Here is a 23,590-nt window from a genome sequence, read left to right on the forward strand (position 1 = left end):
CACCGCGATCTGACAGTGATACCGAGTTGCCCGCATCGCAGGCAAGCCAGCTCCCACATTCAGGGCGTCAGCGCCTTGATCACCTGATCCACATTGCCTTCCAACTCCGCCACCGGGTCAGCTCCGTCGACATTTAATACCAGCAGTTGCGCACCGCCTGCCGTTACGGCTGTTCTAACCGCCTCACTCGGTTGGCGGTGATGCAGCACCACGGCCACGTCGTTGCTCTTCAAGTCGGCACTGAGTGTGTGCAACGCTTCAGGCGTCCAATCCGCGTCCGGCCGGGCATCGGTGCTGAGCACTTCCAGGTTCAAGCTGCTGACCAGATAAGCAAAGTGATCACTCAAGCTGACCACACTCAGGTTGTCCGCCTTGGCCAGTCTTGCTTCGCTGTCGGCGCTGAGCTTGAGCAGGCGCTGTTTGAGCGCCGCGAGGTTGGCGTCGATCCTGGGTTTGGCCGCGGGCGCCAGGCGGCTCAGGTCGGCCGCCATCACATCGGCCATGCGCCCCATATTGTTGCTCGACTGCCACGGCTGGCTGTTCAGGCCATCGGCACCGCCCGGTTGCACAGCAATACCCGGCAAGCCGCCGTCCACCGGTCGCGCGGCGTCCACTTCGACGATACGAATATTGCTGCGCCGCGCCACCGGGTAGAGCGGGTCATCCGCCCACAGCGAGCGCAGGCCGATAGCCGCGTCGGCGTCCTGGGCCAAACTGCCCAAGGCCGGGGCACCCCGGCCGGTGAAGTAGGACACCTGCCGCGAACCGGGCAGGTTGGCCGGTGCTGCGCGCTCAAGCTGTACATCGGTGCCTTTGAGCAGCACCTCGGCCAGGCCGTAGGTGATGGGCAGCGAGGCCAGCACTTTCACCGGTTTGGCGGCGTGAACCGCAGGTTTTGCAGCTTCAGCGGCCATCAACGGCGCAGTGAATAAACAGGCAATGGCCAGGGCCAGCGGATGAAAAACAGAGCGCATTATCCAAGATTCCCTTTGAGGCTGGGCACGATGCCGCGCGCGATGGCGGCAACGGCGAAGGCGATACCGGCCACCAGAATGATCGCGGCACCGGACGGGATGGGCAGGTCGAAGATGATCGGCAGCAGAATGCCGCACAGCGTGCTGAGCGTGGCGATCACCACCGAGACCCAGAAAAAACCCTTGAGCGACTGGCTCAACAGGCGCGCTGCCGCCGCCGGAATCACCAGCAGGGCGCCGACCAAAATGGCGCCGATCACCTTGACCGCCGCCACGGTGATCAAGGTCACCAGGATCACGAACAGGTAATCCAGGGTTTTGACGGCCACGCCACGCACAGCGGCCAATTGCGGGTTGAAGCTGGCCAGCATGATGCGGTTGTACAGCGGCAACGCCAGGGCCATCACCAGTGAGCCGACGACCGCCAACACCAGCAGGTCATTGCCGTTAACCGTCAGCACCGAGCCAAACAGTACGTTTTCCAGAATGTGCACATTGATCTTGCCCGCCAGAATCAACAGCAGGCTCGCACCCAGCGCCAGGGACACCGAGAGGAACACGCCGATCAGGGTGTCTGGCGCCAAGCCGGTGCGGTTGCGCAGGTAATTGAGCAGGATGCCGAACAACAGGCAGTAGCCGAACAGGCTGCCGTAAGGCCCGGTATAGGGCTCGCCGAGCAGAATGCCCACGGCCACGCCGGTCAACGCGGCGTGCCCGACGGCTTCAGAGAAGAACGCAAAGCGCTTGACCACTACCAGTGTACCCAGGCCGCCCAGCACCGGGCCGATCAGCAAGCCGGCGAGCAAGGCGTTCACCACAAACCCATAGGCCAGTGCTTCCGGCAGGTACCCGGATGAAGCCCAGCCCTGGACCATCAAACGAAAGGCTTCATAACTCATTACGCCGCGCTCCGAGGATGGGTGGAAAACAGGCTCAGCAGGCGGTCCGGGGTCAGCGCTTCTTTCGGTGTGGCGTCGAACAGCACGCGACGGTTCAGGCCGGTAACGCGATCGGCCAGGCGGCCCACAGCTTCCAGGTCATGCTCGATCCACAGCACGGTGATCCCGGCCAGGCGCCAGTCATTGAGCAGCCGTTCGAACACCTGGATACCGGCCTCATCAAGCGCTGACATTGGCTCATCCAGCACCAGCAGTTGCGGCGCCGGAATCAGGCCTTGGGCCAACAGCACGCGCTGACGCTCACCGCCGGACAACGCGCCCATGCGGCGCTTGCGTTTGTCCTGCATGCCGACCCGTTCCAGCGCTTCGCCAATCGAGGCGGCGTAATGCCGGGACAGGCCGAGAAATGCCGGGCGTCGCTGGCACATGGCGGCCATGAAATCGTCGACGGTCATCGGCAAGCCCCGATCAAACTCCAGCGCCTGGGGCACATAGCCGACCGTGCCTGGCGTGTTCGGCCAGTGCAGGCGCAATTGGCCCTGGTGCGGGGTCTGCCCCAGCAAGGTCTTGATCAGCGAGCTTTTGCCGCCGCCGTTCGGGCCGACCAGGGCGTGGATGCTGCCCGGTTCGACCTCAAAACTCACCGCGTCGAGAATCACTGTGCGGCCCAAGGTCAGGGAGACCGTGTCGAACTCAAGGGTCGGGCCAATGCTGGCCACCTTCAATTGCTGCGCTGCCGTCATGCCCCCGACTCCTGAATCGCCCGTACCACGGTGTTGAGGTTGCCGGTCATTTCCACTTCGTATTTCTCGGGCGTGTATTCGCCGTAGGAAATATGCGACAGCGGGTACAGCTTGACCCCGGATTCACGCTGGATGGTCTCGACGTAGGTAGACGGGAAATCCATCTCCGAGAAGATCACCTTCACATCCAGTGCGCGCAGTTCATCGATGGTCTTTTTCAACTGGCTGGGGCTGGGCTCGATGCCATGGGCGGGCTCGACCACGGCGGTGACTTCCAGGCCGAATTCGCGCAGCAGGTAGTCGTAGGCCGCGTGCACGGTCGCAACGCGCAGGTCCGGGTTCGGCGCGCTGGTCAGCTTGGCGAGGGCATCGGCACGCATCTGGCGCAGGCGCTTGCCGTAGGCGCGGGCGTTTTGGGTGTAAGTCTTGGCGTTGTCCGGGTCGAGCTTGCCCAGTTCGCGGGCGATGTTGTTGACCTGGGCAATCGACGCACTGATCGACAGGAAGGTGTGCGGATTGACCACCTTGCCCGCACCGCGCGCGGCGTTACCGGTGGCGGCCAGCAGCGGTACGTTGGCGTTGGCTTCGATCACCGGGATGTCCGGGCGCTCGCTGGTGGCGATCATGCGGTCGGCAAAATCATCATGGCCGACGCCATTGAGCACGATCACGTCCAGGGTGCCGATGCGCTTGATGTCTTCGGCGCGCGGTTCGTAGGCGTGGGGGTTGAAACCGGCGGGAATCAGCGGCACCACCTCGGCCTTGTCGCCGACGATATTGGCCACGTAGCTGTAATACGGGTGCAGGGTGATGCCGATGCGCAGGCGCTTGGCCGCTTCGGCATTCGCGAGCGGGGCGAGCATCAGGCTGAACAGGCCAACCAGCAACAGGCGTAACAGGGGCGATGAAATAGACATGGGCACTCGGTCTTCTGGTTCAGTGACGGTGCTGGCGGGTCACGCCGGCATCGAATTGCGTGACCACCTGGCGCCAGCCGGCGGCGATCAGCGCCGCGTCGGTGAGGTCGGCAGGGGCGGCGAGGTTGGCCTGGCGGTTGAGCCACACATCCGGCTCGTCACCTTGCACGCGCATCAGCACCGAGCCGCTGGTGCTTGGCGCTTGGCTCAAACCCAGGTAGGCCACAGGCTCAAGCAGCTGCCAGCGATGGTCGCCACGGCTCACCGAACTGGCGTCCTGGGCAAACGGTGCGAAGCCTTCTTCGGCCAGTTGCGTGGGCGTCGGCAGGGCGTTTTGCTCCTGCTGCAACAGCTGGATTTCATCCAGGGTCACGCGCAGGTCGGCGTAGATGCCTTGCTCGGCAGCGCTCAGGTCACGGCGTGCGTCCAGTTGGTGGCTGGGCACGGCGGCGACCTCCTGGGTTTCACCGTGCAGCGCCACCACCGTGCCAGCCACCGCGAGGATGATCAGGCACAGCAGCAACACGTAGAGGGTTTCATGGCCGGCTCCGGCCGGGCGTACAACCTGTGTGGTGCTCATTGGGGCTGGATATCCGCTTGGTCGATTTCCACCACGTGGCCGGGGCCTGCATCAAACAGCACATAGAACTCGGCGGAGGGCTTTTTGAACGTCAGGGTCGAGTCCTGGCCAAGCTTGCCGGGCAGCAGGATGGTTTCGTCGTAGCCGATCACATCCAGGGTCACGCCCGGCGCGCCGCTGCCGTCGGAAAAACCGCCGGTGCACTGGATCTGTTCGCCGGGGATTTCCTTGCATTCGCACATCGGGTTATGGGCCAGGGCGACGCCACTGAAGCCGGCGCAGAGCAATAAAGCGGCGCGAGTCAGGCGCATTAACGTCATGGTTTAACTCCTTGCTTGTTCAGCCAGGCAATGGTGGCAGGCGAGGCCTGGCTCAGCGGAATGGAACCCTGGTGCATGGAGCCGTCCCAGCCTTCCATGGTCACCCACACTTCGGCATCCACGGGTGTGCGTTCCGGCACCGGCAACACCGCACCCATGCGGTACGGCGTGCCGAAGAAAATCACCCCGGCCGCGCGCAGGCTGCGCGGTTTGCCGATACGCAGGTAAGTGGCCTTGACCTGCTCGGCGCAGGTGTCGCACAGGGCGGCGTTGAAAAATTTCATCGGGCCGGCCGGGTCCGGGCGCGGGCCTTCGTTGCGAAACTCTGCGAGGGTCAGGCTCCACGGCCCCACCTGCACTTCGCCGGCCACGCGCTCGCCAATGCCGCTGTCACCGCGAAACAGTGCGGCGTCGGAAAAGTACTTGGGCATGAACCCCAGGGGCACCAGCAACAGCAGGACATTGATGTGGAAGCGCCACTTGAGCCAAAAGGCCCGCAGCGGCGAAGGTGGTGTGGTGGTCGCACGTTTGCTCATCAATTGGCCTCCGAGGTTTCAGCCTGCCTGGCCGTGGCGGGGGCTGGCGCGCGTTGCGTCTTGGCCTCGCGCTTGAAGGCGTTGAGGGTGGCCAGCGCGGTGCGTTTGGTCCAGATCAGCAGACCGCTCAACACCATCATGCTCATGATCAGGCCGAAGAATGCCCAGATCAGCTTGACCCACAGGCCGCCAAAGTCGCCGGTGTGCAGCGGTCGCATGGATTCGGTGACGAACTCCAGTGTCGAGCGGTCGGACAGCAGGTGCGACACGGCAATTTCACCGTCGTACGGGTTGAGCTGCGCCGTCTGGAACATCAACGGGTACCAGCCGCGCCCGCCGATCTGCAGGTGGCTATAGGCGTTGCTGGGCAGGAACACAAAACTGGCCTCCAGCCCGGGAATGCGCTGCGTGGCGATCTCGATGGCCCGATCGATCGGGATCATTGGTGCCGGTACGCCCGGTGCCGACACAGGCACCTTCTCCCGGGCAATCACCGGCACGATGGGCTCACTGGAGATGGAAATCTGGTTGTCGCCCAGAATTGCCCGGATCAGGAACCAGATGCCGGTGATGGAAATTACCGCGATAAACCAGATCGACCAGATACCGCTCAAACGATGGAAGTCACCCCAGAAGATCCGCGCGCCATGGCGGATTCGCAGGGTCGGGCGCAGAAACCCTTTCCAGAAACGCTTGTACACCACCAGCCCGGTGACCAGGGATGCCAGCAGCGGTATGCCAAGCGCCGACACCAGGTACCAGCCCCAACTGTAGCCATTGGTAAACGGCACCAGCCACCAACCGTGCAAGGCACGGGTAAATTGCTGGAAGTTGAACGCTGGGCTGATGCCCTGGATCACGCCGGTATACGGGTTGACGTAGACCTCCACCGAGCGCCCGTCGGGGTAACTGAGGTCGACACTCAGCGCGAAGTGCGACTCGTCCGGGCGGGTGATCGACTGCACGATTGCCTGGGGTTCGTTGCGCTTGATGGCGCCGATGACCTGGTCGTAACTCAGCCGTTCGGCATCGTCCGACGGCTTGCTGGCGCGGATGTCCGGGTTGGCCAGCCAGACGATTTCCTGGCTGACCACCGCCAGGGTGCCGGTGACGCAGACGATCAGTACAAAAAACCAGATGGGCAACGCCAACCAGCTATGAACCAGAAACCAGAGTTTTGAGCGTGACTTCTTCGACATGTGAATGCGGGTCTTGATCGGAGGAGGGCGAAGGAGGCCCGGAAAAGGCCAGTCGTAGCTTTTGCTGACGCGACGGGCTGTATCTAAGTTAAGACGGATGAGAATGAGAAATCCCTAAGCGGGATATGAAAGAAAATGTTTCAGCGTTGCCGGATTGAACACGAAACATGTTCCAAGCCATCACCCAGGTGCCATTGATGGGGCCGGGGGGCTGCGTAGGATGGGGTCATACCGTTGAGCGAGCGCTTATAAAAGTGAGTCCACAAACATGACTGCCAGAACCCTCTACGACAAACACATCGACTCCCACACGGTGTGCGCCCTGGATGACCAGGGCCATGTGCTGCTTTATATAGACCGCCAGGTGATCAACGAATACACCAGCCCCCAGGCGTTCAGCGGCCTGCGCGAGGCCAAGCGTGGCGTATGGCGCCCCGGCACCGCGCTGGCGGTGGTCGACCACGTAAACCCCACCACGCCCATGCGCATTGCCGCGATGCCTGACGCAGGCGGCGCGCGGCAAGTCTCGTACCTGGCGGAAAACTGCCAGGACTTCGGTATCGAGCTGCTGGACATCCTCGACAAACGCCAAGGCATCGAACACGTGATTGCCCCGGAGCAGGGCTTTATCCTGCCGGGCATGGTGATCGCCGCCGGCGACAGCCACACCACCACCTACGGTGCCCTCGGCGCCTTCGGCTTTGGCATCGGCACCTCGGAAATCGAGCACCTGCTGGCCTCGCAGACCCTGGTGTACAAACGCCTGAAAAGCATGCGCGTGACGGTAGACGGCACCCTGGGCAACGGCCTGACTTCCAAGGACGTGATCATGGCACTGATCGGCAAGATCGGCGCGTCCGGGGCCACCGGTTACGCCATCGAGTTTCGCGGCGCCACCATTGATGCGCTGAGTGTTGAAGCGCGCATGACCATCTGCAACATGGCGGTGGAAGCTGGCGCGCGGGGCGCGTTTATGGCACCCGACGAAAAAGTCTTCGCCTACCTCAAAGGCAAGCCGCGTGCGCCCAAGGGCGAGTTGTGGGAACAAGCCCTGGTGCAATGGCGCACGTTGCACACCGACGCCGACGCGGTGTTCGACCAGGAAGTGCAGCTGGACGCCAGCACCCTGGAGCCTATGGTTACCTGGGGCACCAGCCCCGACCAGGCCGCGCCCATCGGTGCCCGCGTGCCGGACCCGCAAGACGTCAGCGACCTGATCCTGCGCCAGGACATGCGCCGCGCCCTCAACTACATGGGCCTGGAAGCCGGCATGCCGCTCAGCGACATTGTGATCAGCCACGCGTTTATCGGCTCTTGCACCAACGCGCGCATTGAAGACCTGCGCGACGCCGCCAGTGTGGTGCGCGGCAAGCAGGTGGCCGAGCATGTGCGGGCGATGATCGTGCCGGGCTCCACCGAAGTGCGTGACCAGGCCGAAGCCGAAGGGCTGGCGGCGATCTTTATCGACGCCGGCTTCGAATGGCGCCAGTCAGGCTGCTCGATGTGCCTGGCGATGAACGATGACGTGCTGGCGCCCGGTGATCGCTGCGCGTCCAGCACCAACCGCAACTTCGAAGGCCGCCAGGGCGCCGGGGCGCGCACTCACTTGATGAGCCCGGCGATGGTCGCCGCCGCGGCCATCACCGGCCGCCTCACCGATATCCGTCATTTTGGAGACCGCCCATGAGCCTGCAACCGTTTACCCAGGTCACCGGCCAGGCCGCGCCGATGCTGGCGGCGAATATCGACACTGACGTGATCATGCCCAAGCAATTTCTCAAAGGCATCGACCGCGCAGGCCTCGATCGCGGGCTGTTTTTTGACCTGCGCTTTTTGCCCAATGGCGCACCCAACCCCGAATTCGTATTGAACCAGCCGGCCTGGCAGGGCGCGAGTTTTATGGTGGTGGGGCCCAACTTCGGCTGTGGTTCGAGCCGCGAACACGCGGTGTGGGGCTTGAAGCAGATGGGCATTCGCGCGCTGATCGGCAGCAGCTTTGCCGGGATCTTTTATGACAACTGCCAGCGCAACGGGGTGTTGTTGATCACCTTGGACGAGGCGGTGCTGCACACACTCGGGCAGACGGTCAGCCAGCCTGCGCAGGCGCAGATCAGCGTGGACCTTGAGGCGCAACAGATTCGCTTGGCCGATGGCCAGGTGATCTCGTTCCAGATCGACACCTTGCGCAAGACCGCGTTGTTGCTCGGCCTGGATGCGATTGGCAGCACGTTGCAACGCAGTGAGCAGATCAAAACCTTCGAGCGCCAGCATCTGGCGGCCAACCCCTGGCTTGGTTGAAAACCTTAATGGGGTAACTACGTAGTTATATAAGTAGAACAAACGCCCTCCAGTTATTGGGGGGCGTTTTTTTTGGGGGACTATTTACTTTTCAAATAACGCCGGTTGCACCGCGTAACCTCAGTGATTGCAAGGGCGGTGTAGCGTTAGTAGATGAAGCCCTGAAAAAATACAAGGGTATTTGTTGACACCTTGTAGGTCATCGGCTTAAGTGGATGCTGACTTGGAAAGTCGCACATTATAAGAAAAGGAAGTTGATGCCATGCCCCGTGAATTAGTGGTCATTTATATCTCTCTGGTGCCGGTGATCGAGTGGGTAACTTGATCGACTTCTGCCACCTGTCAATCAGTTGTCGTTGTTGCGGATATTACGGTCTTTTCCAGTGTGAAAAGGCACATATGCCGATGCCTTAACATTCGTTCAGAACACAGAGAGTTCAAGCTCATGTCGATTTTTGATCAAGCGATCCACCGTTCGGTACAGTGGCAGGATTGGCGTTGGCAGCAGAAGAATGCCATCCGCGACGAACCGGCATTGCGGGCTGCCTGCGGTGGCTGGAGCGAGGAAACCAGCGCGCATATCGAACACAACTTGCAAGACCGCAAGCTGCAGATAACCCCTTATTACATTGACTTGATCAAGCGCTCTCTCACCGATGGCGAGGTGATGGACCATCCGCTGTGGCGCCAAGTAGTGCCCTACTGGAGCGAACAGGTCGCTGGCGATTACGACGGCACCTCGGAGAACTGGGAACTTGGCCACGAAATGAAAACGCCGATTTGCCAGCACAAATACGACAACCGCGTGATCCTGCGCATGACCAACACCTGCAACGCCTATTGCCAGTTCTGCTTCGAAGCGCTGCGCACCCTGCAAGTGGGTACCGAGAAGGCCAATGCCAGCGCCGACTCGTTCAAGGATTCGCTCGAGTACATCCGCAACAACCCGGCCATCGAAGAGGTGATTCTCAGCGGCGGTGACCCGTTGATGCTCGCCGACCGCAAGCTCGAAGAGAACCTCGCCGCCCTGCGTGGCATCCGCGACGACCTGCTGATTCGCCTGCACACACGGGCCTTGAGCTTTAACCCGTTTCGCGTCACCGATGAGTTATTGGCCATGCTGGAAAAGTACAAGGTCAATGCGTTTGGCGTACATGTATGCCACCCGCTGGAACTGAGTGCGGACTTTGCCGTGGCGGTTAAACGTATCCAGAGTGTGGTGCCGATTGTGTTCTCCAACATGCCGCTGTTGCGCGGTGTGAATGACGATGAAGCCACCTTGCATAAACTGTTTATTGACCTATATCGGCTGGGCGTAAAACCGTATTACTTGTACCACTTCATGCCGTTTTCTCCGGGGGCGTCGGAATATAAAGCATCGATCAGCCACGCCATCGCTATTATGGATCGCCTCAAGCGGCGCGTGTCCAATATAGCCATGCCGGAATATGTGCTGCCGCATGCACAGGGCAAGTTTACCGTGCCGCTGCTGGACTTTGAAAAGCCACAAAACTTGCCGCACTTTGAAGTGCGCGATGGGCAACGTCATTACCGCTTCCGTAATTGGGAAGGGCAGTGGTGCAGTTGGCAGGATGCCTGAAGTGACTGACGCATGAGGCGGTATTAATGATGAAACAAGATGCCATTCTTTTTATTGATATTGATGACAGTGCCTCTGTTCGCTATTGCTACCGCGAGCCGCACTTCGCGGCGGCCCGTGCCCAAGGCCTGGCCTGCTTGACGGCGGGTGTGGCCGGACGCAAGCACCTGCAGCGGTTGCGGGACGACAGTGATGCAGTGTTCCTGCTCGACGCGTTGAATGAACAATCGATTCTGGAGTTGGTGGGGCGGCTGGATGGGCAGTACCAGGTCCGCGCAATCTTCTGTCAGGCCGGCCACCCGTCTGCGCAGGGCGAAGTCGGCTGCATCGTGGCGCAGGCCTGTCGGCGGCTGGGCCTGGTGCACAGCGACCCACTTGCCATTGCTGCGTGTAACAACAAGTTCCTGATGCGCCGCGCGCTGAAACAACTCGGCGTGCGTTCGGTGCCGTTTGCGCTGTGCAACAACGAACAGCAACTGCGCGAAGGTGCCGAGCACGTGGGTTACCCGCTGATCGCCAAGCCACCCTTTGGTGGCGCGTCGGCATTTATCAAGAAATGCTCTGACTGGGCGCAGTTGCGCAGCCACTACGCGCATTTCCTGGCAGATCATGCCAGCGCAGCCTATGCGGATTTTTACGGCTGCGCCCACACGTTGCCGGAGGACGATGGGCAGCGACGAGAATACCTGCCGGGGCGCAGCCTTTTGCTTGAAGGGTTCATCCCAGGTATTGAAGGCAGTGTGGAGTGTGTGGTGGCGGGCGAGCAGGTGCATGCGCTGCTGATCAATGAAAAACTGATGTTGACCGAGCGCAGTGGCACCGTCCTGGAGAACCTGCTGATTTCGCCGCCGACGTCCTTTACCGACGCCCAGTGTGAGCAGATCCGCCAGTACGCCGTGGAGTGCCTGCGCGCGGTCGGCCTGACCAATGCCGTGGTGCATTTCGAGTTCCGCATGACGGACGCGGGGCCGGTGGTGATCGAAATCAACCCACGCGTCGGCGGGCTGTACGTCAATGCCGCGTTCCGTGACTTGGCGGGTATTGACCCGTACCAGCTGTATCTGTCGCTGCTGCTGGGTGAGCCAGATGTAAATGCGCGGTTGGACGCCGGCGCACGCCAGGTCGCGCAGGCATCGCAACACTACTCGATGCTGGCGATCTATCCGGAGCACAGTGGCCACTTCAAGGGTATTGAAGGCCTTGAATGGCTCGCTCAACAGCCGTCGGTGCTGGAATATGCCCAACAGGAGTCCGGTCACTCTATTGATGCCGATATAGAAGAGCATTACTTGCTCAAGTGCTGGGCCAGGGTCGACGATGTTGCCCACGCCCATGCGGTGCATGATGCAATACGGCACAATCTGCGCGTGATTATCGACAATAAGGGTTAGCGATATGGATATCCCACAGATTGGCGCGTACTTGCGCGAGCACCACTATTGTCACCGTCGGGACTTTGGCCAGTTGCTCAAGGTTGAGCCCGGCGAGGAGCAAAGCTTTCGCGCCTACTGGGCGAACCTGGTGCGCGATGAGGCGTTCAAGGCATACACGCATCGCGAACGGCGGATCCTGCGCTATCGTTTATCCCCGACGCGGCAGTTGCAGATCGACCGCAATAGCGCGTTCAAGTCGCCGGTCACCTATGCGGTCAACTATCGCCAGGGCGTGAACCACTTGAGCTACAGCGAGGAGGGCTTTATCGAGCACCCACTGATGCAGAAATTGCTCGCCACCGACCTGGCGGTGCTCGAACCGCACCTTGGCCCGCATGCCTACACCATTGATATCCACCAGTTTCGCGTGCGTGCAGAGGGGCCATCAGCCAGCCCCACCACCTCGGGTATTCATCAGGATGGCCTGGACTGGGTGTTCATGCACTTCATTGGCCAGAGCAACACGGTGCCGGTGGTGTCCGAGGTGTTTACCGGTGAGGCGGAGCATAGCCGCGTGCTGGACCTGGCGATGGAGCAGTTCCTGGAAACCATCGTGATCAACGACCGTGGGCTATATCACCGCGCCGGCGCCGTGCGGGCGCAGGCCGATTCGGCACCGGCCTGGCGCGATGTGCTGCTGGTGAGCCTGCGCGGCGTGGCGGCTGATGACGCACGGGTAGAAGACGAGGTACAACCGGCATGAGCGACGTTCAGCCCTTGGGCCTGTCGACCCGCAACGCCCGCTTGATCATCTTTGCGCGGGGCGTTTCGGACTTTGGCGCATTCCTCAATATGGTGGCGCTCTCCACCTACGTTTACTGGCTCAGCCAAAGCGTGGTGTTTGTCAGTGTGTTCCTGGCGTGCCGGGTGACCGGCGGGATTGTCGCCAGCCTGTTCGGCATCCCGTTTTTCCGGCGCTTCCCGGGGCGCAGTACCTTGGCCGGGCTGGACCTGGCCCGCGCGCTGTTACTGGTGCCGCTGCTGGTGCTGATCCCGGCGCATCAACTTAACGTGCTGCCGTTTATCGCGTTCGGCATCGGCCTGTGCAATTCGCTGTTTGCCATTGGCCTGAACAGCCAGTTGCCGACCTGGGTGGCGCTTGAACAGCGGGTGGGCACCAATGCCTGGATCACCTCGGCGGCGGCTACCGGTGCGGTGTTTGGCAGCTTGCTTTCCGGTTTGCTGATCGCCACGGGCGGATTCGAGGCGGTGTTTGCCGTCAACATCGGCACTTACGTGGTGGCGGCTTGCCTGATCCTGCCGTTGCGCGCCTTGTATTCAGTCGCCGTTGCCGCGCATCGTGGGCTTGCGGCCGAATGGCATGAGTTGACCAAAGGCCTGCGCGGTGCACCGGTGTTGGCGGCGATGTTGTTGATCAGCATGCTCGACACCCTCGGCAGCGCGGCACATAACGTCGGCTGGCCGGTGTTGTCGCAGTACATTTCGCCGGACACCGCGAAAACCGTCATGGGCTACCTGCTGGCGGTGTGGGCCTGCGGCAAGTTCATCGGCGCGCGCCTGGCCAGTGCGTTGCTCAAGGGCCGTGGCACCCAAGGCATGGAGCGCTGGTTCATGGCGGGTGTGGCGCTGATGTCCAGCGGCTTTATCCTGACCTTCCAGCAAACCGAACTGTGGCTGGCGCTGCTGCTGGTGGTGTGGGCCGGGCTGGGCGATGGCATCTCCGAGGTGGCGCTGGTTTCCCGCGCACAAAGCGAACCCGATAGCTTGCGCCTGCCGCTGTTCAGCCTGTTGACGCTGATCCAGATGGCCGGCTTTGGCGTGGGCATGCTGGTGGTGGGGCCGTTCTACCTGACGTGGACGCCGGCCCAGGTGATCGTGCTGTTCCACGGGTTGCCATTGACCGCCCTGGTGATCATGACGGTATGGCTGGGTGTCAGCGCCACGCGGGGCGTCAGATCGACAACCCCTTGAAGTGCTCCTGCAAAAACTCCACGCAGGCGCGCAATTTACCGGAGTAGGCCAAACGTGTCGGGTACACCGCCCACACGTTGGCACTCTGTGTGTAGGTGTGCAGCACCTGCACCAGCTTGCCCTGTTCCAGCAGCGGTTTTACGTCCCACATCGAGCGCAATAACACACCGCGCCCGTCCAACGCCCACTGCAACACGATCTCGCCATTGTTCGATGACAGCGGCCCGCGCACGCGCACGCTTTCGGGCGCGCCGTCACGCTCCAGGTTCCAGATACCGAACGCATTGTCGCGCTCCTTGAGCACCAGGCAGTCGTGCTGCTCCAGGTCGCTCAACTGTTGCGGCGTGCCTTTGCGTTGCAGGTATTCCGGTGCCGCGCACAGCACGCGGCGATTGCTCACCAGCCGCCTGCCGATGTGCTGGCCGGGGATGTCATCGCCGACGCGAATCTCCAGGTCAAACCCTTCACTGACGATATCCACCACGCGGTCGAACAGGTCCAGGCGGATTTCCAGGTCCGGGTACTGCTCGGCCAGCAACGACAGGGCCGGCGCCACATGATTGCGGCCGAAACCGAAGCTGCTGCACAGGTGCAGATGCCCGCGCGGGCTGTCGTGGGCATCGCTGAGTTCATCGGACAGTTGCTGGAAATCTTCGAGGATACGCACAGCCCAGCGTTGTACTCGCTCGCCGTCTTCGGTCAGGGCGATGCGGCGGCTGGTGCGGTGCAGCAGGCGCGTGGCCAGGGTGGTTTCGAGGATCTGAATGCGCTTGCTCACATACGCAGGCGACAGCCCCAGTTCATCGGCGGCGGCTGCGAAGCCGGCCTTGCGGATCACGGTGAGGAACACCCGCAGGTCTTCGGGTAGGGGCACGGTATCTTTCTTATGAGTCATCAGCGACAGATGTGGCGGCATGAGCTGCCAGAATAGCACCGGTGTGGTGAGGGAGCTTGCTGCCGCTGGACCTGGTGGGTGTGCCCAGGATTCTGTGGCTGCTGCGCAGCCCAGCGGGAGCAAGGTGATTGTCTTTAAAGCTTACTCGGCGGCGATCTTCGCCTGCGCGGCAGCCCGCGCATGGCGGCCATGCTTGAGGGCGATAGGGGCCATTTTTTCGCGGTCCAACTCACCCTCCCATGCGGCTACCACCAATGCCGCGACGGCATTGCCGATGATGTTGGTCAGCGAGCGGCACTCGGCCATAAAACGGTCGACACCCAGGATCAGCACCATCGCCGCCACCGGCACCGTGGGCACCACCGCCAGGCTCGCGGCCAGTGCCACAAAACCTGCACCGACCACCGCACCGGCGCCCTTGGAGGTGAGCATGGCCACCGCCAGTAAGGTCAATTGTTGCTCCAGCGGCAAGTGGATATTGGTGGCCTGCGCCAGGAACAACACCGCCAGGGTCATGTAGATGTTGGTGCCGTCGAGGTTGAAGGTGTAGCCGGTCGGCACCACGATGCCCACCACGCCTTTGGACGCACCCAGGCTTTCGAGTTTCTGGATCAGTTGCGGCAGCGCCGACTCCGACGAACTGGTGCCGAGCACAATCAACAGCTCCGACTTGATATAGCCCATCAGCTTGAAAATGCTGAAGCCGGCGTAGCGCGCGATGCTGCCCAGCACCACGGCCACAAAGAAAAACGCGGTGAGGTAAAACGTACCCACCAGCTTCAGCAGCGGCAGCAATGAACCCACGCCGTATTTGCCGATGGTGAAGGCAATCGCCCCAAACGCGCCGATGGGCGCCACGCGGCTGATGATGCCGACGATGCGAAAGAACACTTCGCTGGCCTGGTTGATCACGCCCACCAGTGGCCGGCCTTTTTCCCCGACCATCACCAGGCCGACACCGAACAGTACCGAGACAAACAGGACCGGCAGGATTTCGCCCTTGGAGAACGCATCAAAAAACGTGGTGGGGATCACGTGCAGCAGGAACCCGGTGATGCCTTCGCCATGTTCGGCCTGGCCGACAAAACCGGCGATGGCCGAGCTGTCGAGGGTCTTCACGTCAATGTTGAAACCCACGCCCGGTTGCAGCAGGTGCGCGGCGAGGAGGCCGATCAGCAGGGCGATGGTGGAAACGATCTCGAAGTACAGCAGCGCCTTGCCGCCGACCCGGCCCACCTGTTTCACATCGTGCATGCTGGTGATGCCGGACACCACCGTGCAGAAGATGATCGGGCCGATGATCATCTTGATCAGCTTGATAAACCCGTCGCCCAGCGGCTTGAGGTCGATACCGATTTGCGGCCAGACATGGCCGATCAACACACCCAGCGCGATGGCGATGAGCACCTGGATATACAGGGTTCCCAGCAGTTTTCGGATTGTCATTGTTATTATCTCGGGATGTTTTTTGGGCAAAGCGAACCCGTCGCAGGCCATTGGCAGCCTGCGAGGCGGGTGTTTCAGATCACGGTGTCAGTGCACTCAGCGAAGGAAGGCCAGGACTTCGCCAAGCAATAACTCAGGTGCTTCCTCGGCGATGTAGTGGCCAGCCGGCAGGGCTTTGCCACGCACGTCGGTGGCGACTTTCTGCCATTCCTTGAGTGGCTCGAAGCAGCGGCCAACAGTGCCTTCGGCGCCCCACATCACCAGCAACGGCAGGTTCAGGTGGTTGCCGGCGTCGATGTCGGCCTGGTCGTGCTCAAGGTCTATACCGGCGGCGGCGCGGTAGTCCTCGCAGATACCGCGAGCGGTGCCTGGCAGTTGCAGGCAACGCAGGTATTCGGCGAAGGCTTCATCGGTGAATGGCTTGAGCCCGGCGCTGCGGCTGCCCATGACGCTGCGCAGGTACAGCTCGGGGTTGCTCTCGATCAGCGCTTCGGGCAACGGCGCCGGGCGGATCAGGAAGAACCAGTGCCAGTAGGCGCGGGCGAAGGCTTCGTCGGTCTGGGCGTACATCGACAAGGTGGGCGCGATATCCAGCAGCACCATGCGCTGAACGGCGGCGGGGTGGTCCAGGGCCAGGCGGTGGGCCACACGAGCGCCACGGTCGTGGGCCAGTACCGAAAAGGTGTCAAAGCCCAGGGCTTGCATCAGCTTGACGCCGTCGCGGGCCATTTCGCGTTTGGAGTAGTTGGTGTGGTGGTCGTTGGCGGGTGGTTTGCTGCTGTCGCCATAGCCGCGCAGGTCGGCGGCGACCACGGTGAATTGTTCGGCTAACTGTTCGGCGACTTTGTGCCAGATGACGTGGGTTTGCGGGTGCCCGTGCAGCAGGAGCAGACCGGGACCTGTACCGCCTTTGCGGTAACTGATGTCCACGCCGTTGACGTGGCACTGGTCTTTTTGGAATCCGGCGAACATGGAATGACTCCTCTTTGTAAGTGCTTGCATCGTGGAATCACGCGGGGTTTGGGGCAAGGGGGAAAGCGTGGAGGGGTTGTTCATGAAGTGTGTAGGAGCGGGGTACATATCCGTTGCTGCGGTAACGGCTACTTAGGGTTCCGCCCTTACGGCGGGGCACGGATTCAAGCCTGCGTTCGGCCATCGTGGTTAACGGGGCGCCTCAGATCAAAAGCAAGATCAAAAGCAGAGCACGGCGACCTAGTAGCCGACCTGAGTGGTTAGGTCAAAAGCGAAAGCGGATCCGCATACACCGAAGATCTGCTTTTCTGTGGGAGCTGGCTTGCCTGCGATGCAGACACCTCGGTACATCAGGTACAACCGGTTGATGCTATCGCAGGCAAGCCAGCTCCCACATTGGATGTGCAGGGTTATTGAAACTTCAGCCTTGCTTGAACATTTCCGTGGCTCGTTCGCGAATCTGCGCTTCAGTCAGGTCCTCCTTGCGCGTAGCCAAAAACCACAGATGACCAAAGGGGTCTTTCACACTAGCCGAGCGGTCGCCGTAAAACTGATCTTTTGGCTCAGACACCGAAAGGGCGCCTGCATCAATGGCCTGTTGGTACTGCGCATCCACGTCGCTCACATACAGGTGCAAACCGACGCTGGTGTGTTCGTCAGGGTTGCGCAAGGCCATTTCGGGGCAAGGCGAGCCGAGCATGATCGCCGAGTCACCGATGCGCAGCTCGGCGTGGCCGACCTTGCCATCGGGCATGTCCAGGCGCATGACCTGGGTAGCGCCAAAGGCTTTCTGGTAGAACTCGATAGCCTCGGCGGCGTTATCGATGCCCATATACGGCGTGACGCTGTGATAACCCTCAGGGATTGGCTTAACGCTCATATCGTTCTCCTCAGGTGGGGTTGTGAAGGTCCGGCCTTTTCACTATAGGCCACGCCCGCCGTGGCTTGCAGGTAACCGACGAGGTGTTGGCAACTCGGTTTAACTGACAGGCCGGGTTGTCTGCATCGCAGGCAAGCCACACACATTGATTGGGTTTTCAGGTCAGGTTTCGGGGCTGGGCTCAAGTAATTGCGCGCCGGGCCCACATTCCCCCAGCTTGTCATCCTGATTACGCAGGGGACACGCCTCCAGCGATAAACACCCGCAACCAATACAACCACTGAGTTTGTCGCGCAGCAGCATCAGCTTGTTAATGCGTTCATCCAGATCCTCGCGCCACAGCGCCGACAAGCGTTCCCAGTCCTGTGCAGTGGGCGTGCGCCCGTCCGGCAAGGTCTGCAACGCCTCGCCAATGGTCGCCAATGGAATCCCCAAACGTTGTGCGATTTTGATCACCACCACGCGCCGCAACACATCCCGTGGGTAGCGCCGTTGGTTACCGGCGTTGCGGTTGCTCTTGATCAACCCCTTGGACTCATAAAAGTGCAGCGCCGTAACCGCCACGCCACTGCGAGCGGCGAGTTGGCCAACGGTGAGTTCCTTGGTAAGCATAAAAAACTCCAGATAAGCGCTTGACCTTGACTTAACTAGAGGTTTTACCCTGCGTGGCATCGAATCGCAAGATTCTGCCTACAGAGAGAGGGGAGTGTTCATGCAGGTATCAGAGAAAAATCGCAGCTTCACTCAGTTGATCGAGTTTCAGATCGAGCCCCGGCAGCAATTTGCCCTGGTAGCGGCCTTGTCCACCCAGAGCGAGCGTCTGGCCCAGGGCCATGGCGGTTTTATCAATGCCAGTGTGCAAGTCAGCGACGACGGGCGGCGGGTGCTCAATTACCTGCAATGGCGCTCGCGTGAGGACGGCGAGGCGGCGTTCAAGTGTTTTGAGCACGGCGAGGAAGACTTCTGGATGCTGATTCGCGCCCACCAGGCCACGGCGGTGACCTTCGGTTCGTTCCAGGTGCTGCGCAGCTTCGAGCGCAGCCATGACAACGCGTTGCACTGCCGCCTAAATGGATAAATGCAGCATGCGCTCGCCCTGCACGTTTTCGCCGGGGCGGCGTTTGTTTACCGCCAACTCGCCGATCTTGATCAGGCGCGTGCGCGTGACGTTGCGGCTCAAACCCAGCAGGTTCGCGGTGTGCACCTGGTTGTAATGGCTGAAACGGTAAGCGGCGCGCAATAGCGCGTCTTCGACCTTTTCATGCAGGGCGCCGGCCTGTTCTTCGAAGAGCTTTTGAAAGGCGCGGGCCAGCAAGGCTTCGGCGCTGTTGTCGGTGCCGTGCTGGCTGTCGTCCTGGCGCTCGATGCGCATGTTCGACAGGCGCAGATCATCACGCTCGATCACGCCATTACGGCAGATCAGCAAGGTGTGGTGAATCACGTTTTCCAGCTCGCGGATATTGCCCGGCCAGCTGTAGCTTTTGAGCTTGTGCTCGGCCTCGCGGCTGATGGTGATCGGGCCGTAGCCCAGGCGCTGGCTATAGGCTTCGATAAAATGCCGGGTCAGCGGCAGGATATCGCCGGGGCGCTCGCGCAATGGGCTGAGTTCGAGGCTGACCACATCCAGGCGGTAGTAGAGGTCTTCGCGAAAGTGCCCCGCGTTGATGGCTTTTTCCAGCTGCACGTTGGTGGCCGCCAGCACGCGCACATCAATCGCAATGCTCTTGCGCGAACCCAGGCGCACCACTTCGCGCTCCTGTAGTACGCGCAACAGTTTGACCTGGATCGCCATCGGCAAATCGCCGATCTCATCGAGGAACAAGGTGCCGCCGTCGGCCTCTTCGAACCAGCCGGCCTTGGCGCTGAGGGCGCCGGTAAACGCACCTTTTTCATGCCCGAACAATTCGGCTTCCACCAGGGATTCGGAAAACGCACCGCAGTTCACCGCCACAAAGGGCCGGTTACGCCGCGCACTGAGGTTATGAATATGGCGCGCCACCAGCTCTTTGCCGGTGCCGGTCTCGCCGATGATCAGCACACTGGCTTCGCTGGGCGCCACTTGCTGGATATGGTCGAGCAGCGCCTGGGATTTGGGGTCTTCGAAGACCTGGGCCGTAGCGCGAATCGAGGTCGCGAGGGCGGGCGAGGGCGGTAAGGTTAACAGCTGCATGGGCACCTCTCTCAGGAGTAGAACGTCGGGATCGGCAGGGACTGGTTCAACGCCCAGTCCCCCAGTTCGTGGAGTTTGTAATCCACCGGGTCGTGCAGGGTTTGCGTGCGCAAGTTGCGCCAGTGGCGATCCAGGCGCAGTGAGGCATGGGTCGAGCGCGCGCCGGTGACTTCAAACAGGCGGCTGCACAGGTCCAGGCCTTGGCGGGTGGCGGCGACTTTGGCGGTGGCGATGGCAATGGCCAGTTCGCCACGTTGCTGTTCGCTTAAGCTGGCACCTTTGGCCCAGGCCTGGTCGAGCAGTTCGCCTGCGCGTTCGACCAGCAGGCGCACGCCTTCCAGGGCCACCCAGAATTCGCCGTAGTGGTGCAGCACGTAAGGGTCCTGGCGCACATCGCCCGCCGAGGATTTGTGCCACGCACGGGTTTCGGTGCGGGTGTAGTTGCGCGCTTCTTCAAAGGCGCCTTCGGCAATCCCGAGAAACATATACGTGAACGTCAACTGCGCGATCAGCGGGCGCAGGCAGGCGAAGGGCGTGCTCAACGGGCCGGGATCGAGCAGCAACTCGGACTCTTCGACGCGCACCCGTTCAAAGCTGGCGCTGCCGCTGTCGGTTTGGCGCTGGCCGATGTTGTTCCAGTCGTTGTGCAACGTAATGCCGCTGCGCCCGCTGGGAATCGCGGCGATCAGCAGTTTGCCGCCGGCGCTTTCGTCCACGGCCGAGGCGATGAGCATTTCCGAATCGCTGGCGCCGGAGCAGAAGCTCTTCTTGCCGGAAAATTCTCGCCAGCCGCCGAAATCCTTGACCACCGTGCGCGTGTCCAGCGGGTTGAGGGCGTTGCCCCAGAACCAGTTTTTACGCGCAGTTTGTTCGAACCACGGCTGCCATTGGTCCGGGCGCGCAAACAGGCGCACGGTGGCGAGCATCAGGTGGTGAAAGCCGAAGACATGGGCGATGGAGCTGTCGACCTTGGCGAACTCGCGCACGATGCCCAGGGTTTCACTCCAGCGCGCGCCGAGGCCGCCGTATTGCGTGGGGATGCTCAGGGCCAGCAGGCCGCTTTGGCGCAGCGCGTCCCGTTCGGCCTTGGGCGTGCCGCCGCGCTCATCGCGTTCAACGGCGGTGAGGGCAAATTCGGCGGCCAGCAGCTTGGCGGTCTGCAAGGGTGAAGGCAGGACGCTGTGGGGGTTGGCTGTCACACGGGGTTCCTCAATGTCTGTCTGGCAATCACGTTCAAATGTGGGAGCTGGCTTGCCTGCGATAGCATCGCTGCGGAGCAACTGAAGCACCGCGTCGTTTGCATCGCGGGCAAGCTCGGCTCCCACAGGAGAGCAGTGTCCACATAGGGGGGATTTCAGCGCGCTCAGGCTTTGGTGTTCGGCAACACATCATTGGCAATCATTTCGCCAAACGGCCCCGTGAGGTTGGTGATGCCGCGCCCGGCGAGGCTGGCGTAAGGTTCCGGCAACAGCGGGAACACCAGCTCGGCAAAGCGATAGGCTTCTTCCAGGTGCGGGTAGCCGGAGAAGATGAAACTCTCGATGCCAAGGTCGGCGTATTCCTGGATGCGTTCGGCCACCTGCTGCGGGTTGCCCACCAATGCGGTGCCGGCACCGCCGCGTACCAGGCCGACACCGGCCCACAGGTTGGGGGCGATTTCCAGGTTGTCGCGGCGCCCGTCATGCAGCGCCGCCATGCGCCGCTGGCCTTCGGAATCAAAGCGCGAGAAGGATTTTTGCGCCGCGGCGATGGTTTCATCGCTGATGTGTTCGATCAGTTTGGCGGCGGCTTTCCAGGCGTCTTCTTCGGTTTCGCGCACGATTACATGCAGGCGAATGCCGAACTTGACGGTGCGCCCATGGCGCGCTGCGCGTTCACGCACGTCGGCAAGTTTTTGCGCAACGGCGGCGGGCGGCTCGCCCCAGGTCAGGTACACGTCGACCTGCTCGGCGGCCAGGTCGTGGGCAGCATCCGACGAACCGCCGAAATACAGCGGCGGATACGGCTTCTGCACCGGCGGGTAAAGCGCTTTGGCGTTCTGCACACGCAGGTGCTTGCCTTCAAAATCCACCGACTCGCCCTGCAACACACGGCGCCAGATCTGCAGGAATTCGTCGGAGACTTCGTAGCGTTCACTGTGGTCGAGGAAGCTGCCGTCGCCACGGTTTTCGTCGGGGTCGCCACCGGTGACCACGTTGATCAGCAATCGGCCGTTGGACAAGCGGTCCAGGGTCGCGGCCATGCGCGCCGACACCGTGGGCGAGATGATCCCCGGGCGAATCGCCACCAGATAACGCAGGCGTTCCGTCAGCGGTACCAGCGCCGAGGCGATTACCCAGGAATCTTCACACGAGCGCCCGGTAGGAATCAGCACGCCGAAGTAACCGAGGCTGTCAGCCGCTTGCGCCACCTGCTTCAGATAATTGAGGGTGACCGGGCGCGCACCTTGGGTGGTGCCGAGGAAATGGCCGTCGCCATGTGTGGGCAGAAACCAGAAAACATCCATGACAAATCCTTAAGCGATTTTCAGCAGAGAGGGGGAGTGCGCGGCAAACAACGGCGCTGCGCGTTCTGCAGCCAGTTGAATGCGGGCTTTTAATAACTCGCTGGTTATTTGGTAGTCGGTGAAGTCAGCTTCGGTGGCGTACACACCGATCGGCAGGGTCAAGGCCTGGAAGAAGCTGAACAGCGGACGTAACTGGTGATCGAGGACCAGTGCATGGCGCTCGCTGCCGCCGGTGGCCGCGAGCAACACCGGAGTGTTGATCAAGGTGTTGAGGCCTACCAGGTCAAACAGGTGCTTGAGCAGGCCAGGATAGGAGCCGCGATACACCGGCGCGGCAACGATCAGCAGGTCGGCCTGTTCGATGGCCAACAGTTGCGTTTCGACCTCGGCCGGCAGTTCATCGCGTGAGAGTGCGCCGCCCAAGGGGCGGGCAATGTCACCCAACTCGATCAGGGTGGTCTGGATCGGCAGTAACGTGGCCAGTTCGGCCAGCACGGCCTGGGTCAATACCAAGGTGCGCGATGGGCGCCAGGTTCCGCCAGAGAGGGCAACGACATTCAGGGGCCGTGACATAGAACAGTTCCTTTTTCAACAGAGGTGGGTAGCAGGTTAAGTGGAGCGTGTTGAGCAAGAGCTGTACCAATGGCTGCAAGCCTTGATTGGCGAGGGCTGCAGACGAACTGTTGAAAAAGGAGCTGTTGCCTGGTTGCGGTTTTGTTGAATGACTGTTGCCTGGGCAACAGTTGCGTGGCGAACAGTGTCGGTTGCGCGCAGGGCCATTTATAAAAGGTTATGGTTATGCCGTAAACGAACGTATTTCCATATTTATAGATCTTAAATGAATATGGGTGGGCGGCTATCAAGCATGCCGGAACGGTTGATAGCGACTATCACGGCGGATGATTTTTCACTGCGCGAGGGCGGGAGTAGCCTGTGTTCATTGACTACAAACCTCCTTCGCAGGGCCTTCACCATGAACCACTTTCTGGCTGTTTCCTTAATAGTTGTCAGCGCTGTCCTTGCCGGATGTGCGACCCATCCTTCGCCTGAGTCGCGTCCTTATACCGCCGAAGAAACCAAGCAATTGGCCCTTGAAGCCTTGAGCCGTCGTGGCCTGTCGTTTGATGAATATCAACAGCAGCGCGCCGCGTTGACCGGGCAGCCACAGAAGCCGTTCGGCTTCGACCACCAGGGCGAAATGAACGCCGAACGCAGTGTGGTGATGCACGGTCGCCCCAGTTGAGCCGGCGCCAAGTGGCAAAAAGCCCGAGGATTCCCTTAAGGAACCTC

Annotated in this window: 25 protein-coding genes; 8 read left to right on the plus strand and 17 right to left on the minus strand. The window is 61.3% G+C overall.

From position 1 onward, the window contains the following. Nucleotides 1-59: 59 nt before the first annotated feature. The 8 genes from AOA62_RS03690 to AOA62_RS03725 are packed head-to-tail and all read right to left on the minus strand — an operon-like array spanning nucleotide 60 to nucleotide 6,168. The gene (locus AOA62_RS03690; RefSeq protein ID WP_099547879.1) at nucleotides 60-974 is read right to left on the minus strand and encodes a metal ABC transporter solute-binding protein, Zn/Mn family; all 915 of its coding nucleotides are present in this window, start codon (nucleotides 972-974) and stop codon (nucleotides 60-62) included. Then, nucleotides 974-1,873 (minus strand): metal ABC transporter permease, encoded by a 900-nt coding sequence (locus AOA62_RS03695; protein ID WP_017136364.1) that lies wholly within the window; start codon nucleotides 1,871-1,873, stop codon nucleotides 974-976. Before AOA62_RS03695 ends, AOA62_RS03690 begins: the two co-directional genes overlap by 1 nt. Beyond that, the gene (locus AOA62_RS03700; RefSeq protein ID WP_099547880.1) at nucleotides 1,873-2,616 is read right to left on the minus strand and encodes a metal ABC transporter ATP-binding protein; all 744 of its coding nucleotides are present in this window, start codon (nucleotides 2,614-2,616) and stop codon (nucleotides 1,873-1,875) included. Before AOA62_RS03700 ends, AOA62_RS03695 begins: the two co-directional genes overlap by 1 nt. Continuing rightward, complete coding sequence (locus AOA62_RS03705; RefSeq protein ID WP_017136362.1) at nucleotides 2,613-3,533, minus strand: metal ABC transporter substrate-binding protein; 921 nt, start codon at nucleotides 3,531-3,533, stop codon at nucleotides 2,613-2,615. Before AOA62_RS03705 ends, AOA62_RS03700 begins: the two co-directional genes overlap by 4 nt. Nucleotides 3,534-3,552: 19 nt before the next feature. Then, nucleotides 3,553-4,113 (minus strand): DUF6162 family protein, encoded by a 561-nt coding sequence (locus AOA62_RS03710; protein WP_017136361.1) that lies wholly within the window; start codon nucleotides 4,111-4,113, stop codon nucleotides 3,553-3,555. Continuing rightward, nucleotides 4,110-4,433, minus strand: a complete 324-nt coding sequence (locus AOA62_RS03715; protein WP_099547881.1) for a hypothetical protein — start codon at nucleotides 4,431-4,433, stop codon at nucleotides 4,110-4,112. The genes AOA62_RS03710 and AOA62_RS03715 overlap by 4 nt, the downstream gene beginning before the upstream one ends. After that, a complete protein-coding gene (locus AOA62_RS03720) occupies nucleotides 4,430-4,969 on the minus strand; it encodes a thiamine pyrophosphate-binding protein (protein WP_099547882.1) in 540 nt (179 codons plus the stop codon). Before AOA62_RS03720 ends, AOA62_RS03715 begins: the two co-directional genes overlap by 4 nt. Continuing rightward, nucleotides 4,969-6,168 carry a PepSY domain-containing protein gene (locus AOA62_RS03725; protein WP_017136358.1) on the minus strand — a complete coding sequence of 400 codons (1,200 nt, stop codon included), beginning with the start codon at nucleotides 6,166-6,168 and terminating at the stop codon, nucleotides 4,969-4,971. Before AOA62_RS03725 ends, AOA62_RS03720 begins: the two co-directional genes overlap by 1 nt. A gap of 268 nt (nucleotides 6,169-6,436) precedes the next feature. Between AOA62_RS03725 and leuC the strand changes: the two genes are divergently transcribed. The 6 genes from leuC (at nucleotide 6,437) to AOA62_RS03755 (ending at nucleotide 13,431) form a co-directional block, all read left to right on the plus strand. Then, nucleotides 6,437-7,855, plus strand: coding sequence for a 3-isopropylmalate dehydratase large subunit (leuC, locus tag AOA62_RS03730; protein WP_099547883.1), 1,419 nt, complete (start codon nucleotides 6,437-6,439; stop codon nucleotides 7,853-7,855). Next, the gene (gene leuD / locus AOA62_RS03735; protein ID WP_099547884.1) at nucleotides 7,852-8,466 is read left to right on the plus strand and encodes a 3-isopropylmalate dehydratase small subunit; all 615 of its coding nucleotides are present in this window, start codon (nucleotides 7,852-7,854) and stop codon (nucleotides 8,464-8,466) included. The genes leuC and leuD overlap by 4 nt, the downstream gene beginning before the upstream one ends. Nucleotides 8,467-8,911: 445 nt before the next feature. After that, nucleotides 8,912-10,066 carry a KamA family radical SAM protein gene (locus AOA62_RS03740; protein ID WP_099547885.1) on the plus strand — a complete coding sequence of 385 codons (1,155 nt, stop codon included), beginning with the start codon at nucleotides 8,912-8,914 and terminating at the stop codon, nucleotides 10,064-10,066. Nucleotides 10,067-10,092: 26 nt separating this feature from the next. Next, nucleotides 10,093-11,457 (plus strand): acetyl-CoA carboxylase biotin carboxylase subunit family protein, encoded by a 1,365-nt coding sequence (locus tag AOA62_RS03745; protein ID WP_256592278.1) that lies wholly within the window; start codon nucleotides 10,093-10,095, stop codon nucleotides 11,455-11,457. 4 nt (nucleotides 11,458-11,461) lie between these two features. After that, nucleotides 11,462-12,202 (plus strand): 2OG-Fe dioxygenase family protein, encoded by a 741-nt coding sequence (locus tag AOA62_RS03750; RefSeq protein ID WP_099547886.1) that lies wholly within the window; start codon nucleotides 11,462-11,464, stop codon nucleotides 12,200-12,202. Next, nucleotides 12,199-13,431 carry an MFS transporter gene (locus AOA62_RS03755; RefSeq protein WP_099547887.1) on the plus strand — a complete coding sequence of 411 codons (1,233 nt, stop codon included), beginning with the start codon at nucleotides 12,199-12,201 and terminating at the stop codon, nucleotides 13,429-13,431. Before AOA62_RS03750 ends, AOA62_RS03755 begins: the two co-directional genes overlap by 4 nt. Here AOA62_RS03755 and AOA62_RS03760 read toward each other — a convergent pair. The 5 genes from AOA62_RS03760 to soxR all read right to left on the minus strand — a co-directional run bounded on the left by AOA62_RS03760 (nucleotide 13,412) and on the right by soxR (nucleotide 18,236). After that, complete coding sequence (locus AOA62_RS03760) at nucleotides 13,412-14,326, minus strand: LysR substrate-binding domain-containing protein (RefSeq protein WP_017136351.1); 915 nt, start codon at nucleotides 14,324-14,326, stop codon at nucleotides 13,412-13,414. The two genes, AOA62_RS03755 and AOA62_RS03760, sit on opposite strands and share 20 nt — an antisense overlap. Before the next feature lie 141 nt (nucleotides 14,327-14,467). Next, nucleotides 14,468-15,772, minus strand: coding sequence for a dicarboxylate/amino acid:cation symporter (locus AOA62_RS03765; RefSeq protein WP_099547889.1), 1,305 nt, complete (start codon nucleotides 15,770-15,772; stop codon nucleotides 14,468-14,470). Nucleotides 15,773-15,868: 96 nt separating this feature from the next. Beyond that, nucleotides 15,869-16,744: an alpha/beta fold hydrolase gene (locus tag AOA62_RS03770; protein WP_099547890.1), complete on the minus strand. Its 876-nt coding sequence runs from the start codon at nucleotides 16,742-16,744 to the stop codon at nucleotides 15,869-15,871. A 421-nt stretch (nucleotides 16,745-17,165) separates the two neighbouring features. Next, complete coding sequence (locus AOA62_RS03775; RefSeq protein WP_099547891.1) at nucleotides 17,166-17,624, minus strand: VOC family protein; 459 nt, start codon at nucleotides 17,622-17,624, stop codon at nucleotides 17,166-17,168. A 162-nt stretch (nucleotides 17,625-17,786) separates the two neighbouring features. After that, nucleotides 17,787-18,236 (minus strand): redox-sensitive transcriptional activator SoxR, encoded by a 450-nt coding sequence (soxR, locus tag AOA62_RS03780; RefSeq protein ID WP_099547892.1) that lies wholly within the window; start codon nucleotides 18,234-18,236, stop codon nucleotides 17,787-17,789. Between the two features lie 100 nt (nucleotides 18,237-18,336). On the opposite strand from soxR, the gene AOA62_RS03785 reads away from it, so the two are divergent. Further along, the gene (locus AOA62_RS03785) at nucleotides 18,337-18,702 is read left to right on the plus strand and encodes an antibiotic biosynthesis monooxygenase (RefSeq protein ID WP_099547893.1); all 366 of its coding nucleotides are present in this window, start codon (nucleotides 18,337-18,339) and stop codon (nucleotides 18,700-18,702) included. Here the strand turns inward: AOA62_RS03785 and AOA62_RS03790 are convergent. From AOA62_RS03790 to msuE, 4 genes are all read right to left on the minus strand, one after another. Next, nucleotides 18,691-19,794, minus strand: a complete 1,104-nt coding sequence (locus tag AOA62_RS03790; protein WP_099547894.1) for a sigma-54-dependent Fis family transcriptional regulator — start codon at nucleotides 19,792-19,794, stop codon at nucleotides 18,691-18,693. The two genes, AOA62_RS03785 and AOA62_RS03790, sit on opposite strands and share 12 nt — an antisense overlap. 11 nt (nucleotides 19,795-19,805) lie before the next feature. Beyond that, complete coding sequence (locus AOA62_RS03795) at nucleotides 19,806-20,993, minus strand: acyl-CoA dehydrogenase family protein (protein WP_017136345.1); 1,188 nt, start codon at nucleotides 20,991-20,993, stop codon at nucleotides 19,806-19,808. A 164-nt stretch (nucleotides 20,994-21,157) separates the two neighbouring features. After that, on the minus strand, nucleotides 21,158-22,300 hold the full coding sequence (gene ssuD / locus AOA62_RS03800) for an FMNH2-dependent alkanesulfonate monooxygenase (protein ID WP_017136344.1): 1,143 nt from the start codon (nucleotides 22,298-22,300) through the stop codon (nucleotides 21,158-21,160). Nucleotides 22,301-22,309: 9 nt separating this feature from the next. Further along, complete coding sequence (msuE, locus tag AOA62_RS03805) at nucleotides 22,310-22,873, minus strand: FMN reductase (protein WP_099547895.1); 564 nt, start codon at nucleotides 22,871-22,873, stop codon at nucleotides 22,310-22,312. A 400-nt stretch (nucleotides 22,874-23,273) separates the two neighbouring features. On the opposite strand from msuE, the gene AOA62_RS03810 reads away from it, so the two are divergent. Then, nucleotides 23,274-23,543 carry a hypothetical protein gene (locus tag AOA62_RS03810; protein ID WP_017136342.1) on the plus strand — a complete coding sequence of 90 codons (270 nt, stop codon included), beginning with the start codon at nucleotides 23,274-23,276 and terminating at the stop codon, nucleotides 23,541-23,543. Nucleotides 23,544-23,590: the final 47 nt, after the last annotated feature.

Origin of the sequence: Pseudomonas sp. 2995-3, assembly GCF_002742565.1 — a bacterium.
Taxonomy (GTDB): Bacteria; Pseudomonadota; Gammaproteobacteria; order Pseudomonadales; family Pseudomonadaceae; genus Aquipseudomonas; species Aquipseudomonas edaphica.

Excerpts from the sequence above, each read along its gene's own strand:
- AOA62_RS03760 (WP_017136351.1), bottom strand. The coding sequence starts at position 14,326 with ATGACTCATAAGAAAGATACCGTGCCCCTACCCGAAGACCTGCGGGTG.
- AOA62_RS03715 (WP_099547881.1), bottom strand. The coding sequence starts at position 4,433 with ATGACGTTAATGCGCCTGACTCGCGCCGCTTTATTGCTCTGCGCCGGC.
- AOA62_RS03745 (WP_256592278.1), top strand. The coding sequence starts at position 10,093 with ATGATGAAACAAGATGCCATTCTTTTTATTGATATTGATGACAGTGCC.
- AOA62_RS03720 (WP_099547882.1), bottom strand. The coding sequence starts at position 4,969 with ATGAGCAAACGTGCGACCACCACACCACCTTCGCCGCTGCGGGCCTTT.
- leuD (WP_099547884.1), top strand. The coding sequence starts at position 7,852 with ATGAGCCTGCAACCGTTTACCCAGGTCACCGGCCAGGCCGCGCCGATG.
- leuC (WP_099547883.1), top strand. The coding sequence starts at position 6,437 with ATGACTGCCAGAACCCTCTACGACAAACACATCGACTCCCACACGGTG.
- AOA62_RS03710 (WP_017136361.1), bottom strand. The coding sequence starts at position 4,113 with ATGAGCACCACACAGGTTGTACGCCCGGCCGGAGCCGGCCATGAAACC.
- soxR (WP_099547892.1), bottom strand. The coding sequence starts at position 18,236 with ATGCTTACCAAGGAACTCACCGTTGGCCAACTCGCCGCTCGCAGTGGC.
- AOA62_RS03810 (WP_017136342.1), top strand. The coding sequence starts at position 23,274 with ATGAACCACTTTCTGGCTGTTTCCTTAATAGTTGTCAGCGCTGTCCTT.
- AOA62_RS03790 (WP_099547894.1), bottom strand. The coding sequence starts at position 19,794 with ATGCAGCTGTTAACCTTACCGCCCTCGCCCGCCCTCGCGACCTCGATT.
- ssuD (WP_017136344.1), bottom strand. The coding sequence starts at position 22,300 with ATGGATGTTTTCTGGTTTCTGCCCACACATGGCGACGGCCATTTCCTC.
- AOA62_RS03695 (WP_017136364.1), bottom strand. The coding sequence starts at position 1,873 with ATGAGTTATGAAGCCTTTCGTTTGATGGTCCAGGGCTGGGCTTCATCC.
- AOA62_RS03725 (WP_017136358.1), bottom strand. The coding sequence starts at position 6,168 with ATGTCGAAGAAGTCACGCTCAAAACTCTGGTTTCTGGTTCATAGCTGG.
- AOA62_RS03775 (WP_099547891.1), bottom strand. The coding sequence starts at position 17,624 with ATGAGCGTTAAGCCAATCCCTGAGGGTTATCACAGCGTCACGCCGTAT.
- msuE (WP_099547895.1), bottom strand. The coding sequence starts at position 22,873 with ATGTCACGGCCCCTGAATGTCGTTGCCCTCTCTGGCGGAACCTGGCGC.
- AOA62_RS03770 (WP_099547890.1), bottom strand. The coding sequence starts at position 16,744 with ATGTTCGCCGGATTCCAAAAAGACCAGTGCCACGTCAACGGCGTGGAC.
- AOA62_RS03690 (WP_099547879.1), bottom strand. The coding sequence starts at position 974 with ATGCGCTCTGTTTTTCATCCGCTGGCCCTGGCCATTGCCTGTTTATTC.
- AOA62_RS03785 (WP_099547893.1), top strand. The coding sequence starts at position 18,337 with ATGCAGGTATCAGAGAAAAATCGCAGCTTCACTCAGTTGATCGAGTTT.
- AOA62_RS03755 (WP_099547887.1), top strand. The coding sequence starts at position 12,199 with ATGAGCGACGTTCAGCCCTTGGGCCTGTCGACCCGCAACGCCCGCTTG.
- AOA62_RS03740 (WP_099547885.1), top strand. The coding sequence starts at position 8,912 with ATGTCGATTTTTGATCAAGCGATCCACCGTTCGGTACAGTGGCAGGAT.
- AOA62_RS03765 (WP_099547889.1), bottom strand. The coding sequence starts at position 15,772 with ATGACAATCCGAAAACTGCTGGGAACCCTGTATATCCAGGTGCTCATC.
- AOA62_RS03705 (WP_017136362.1), bottom strand. The coding sequence starts at position 3,533 with ATGTCTATTTCATCGCCCCTGTTACGCCTGTTGCTGGTTGGCCTGTTC.
- AOA62_RS03700 (WP_099547880.1), bottom strand. The coding sequence starts at position 2,616 with ATGACGGCAGCGCAGCAATTGAAGGTGGCCAGCATTGGCCCGACCCTT.
- AOA62_RS03750 (WP_099547886.1), top strand. The coding sequence starts at position 11,462 with ATGGATATCCCACAGATTGGCGCGTACTTGCGCGAGCACCACTATTGT.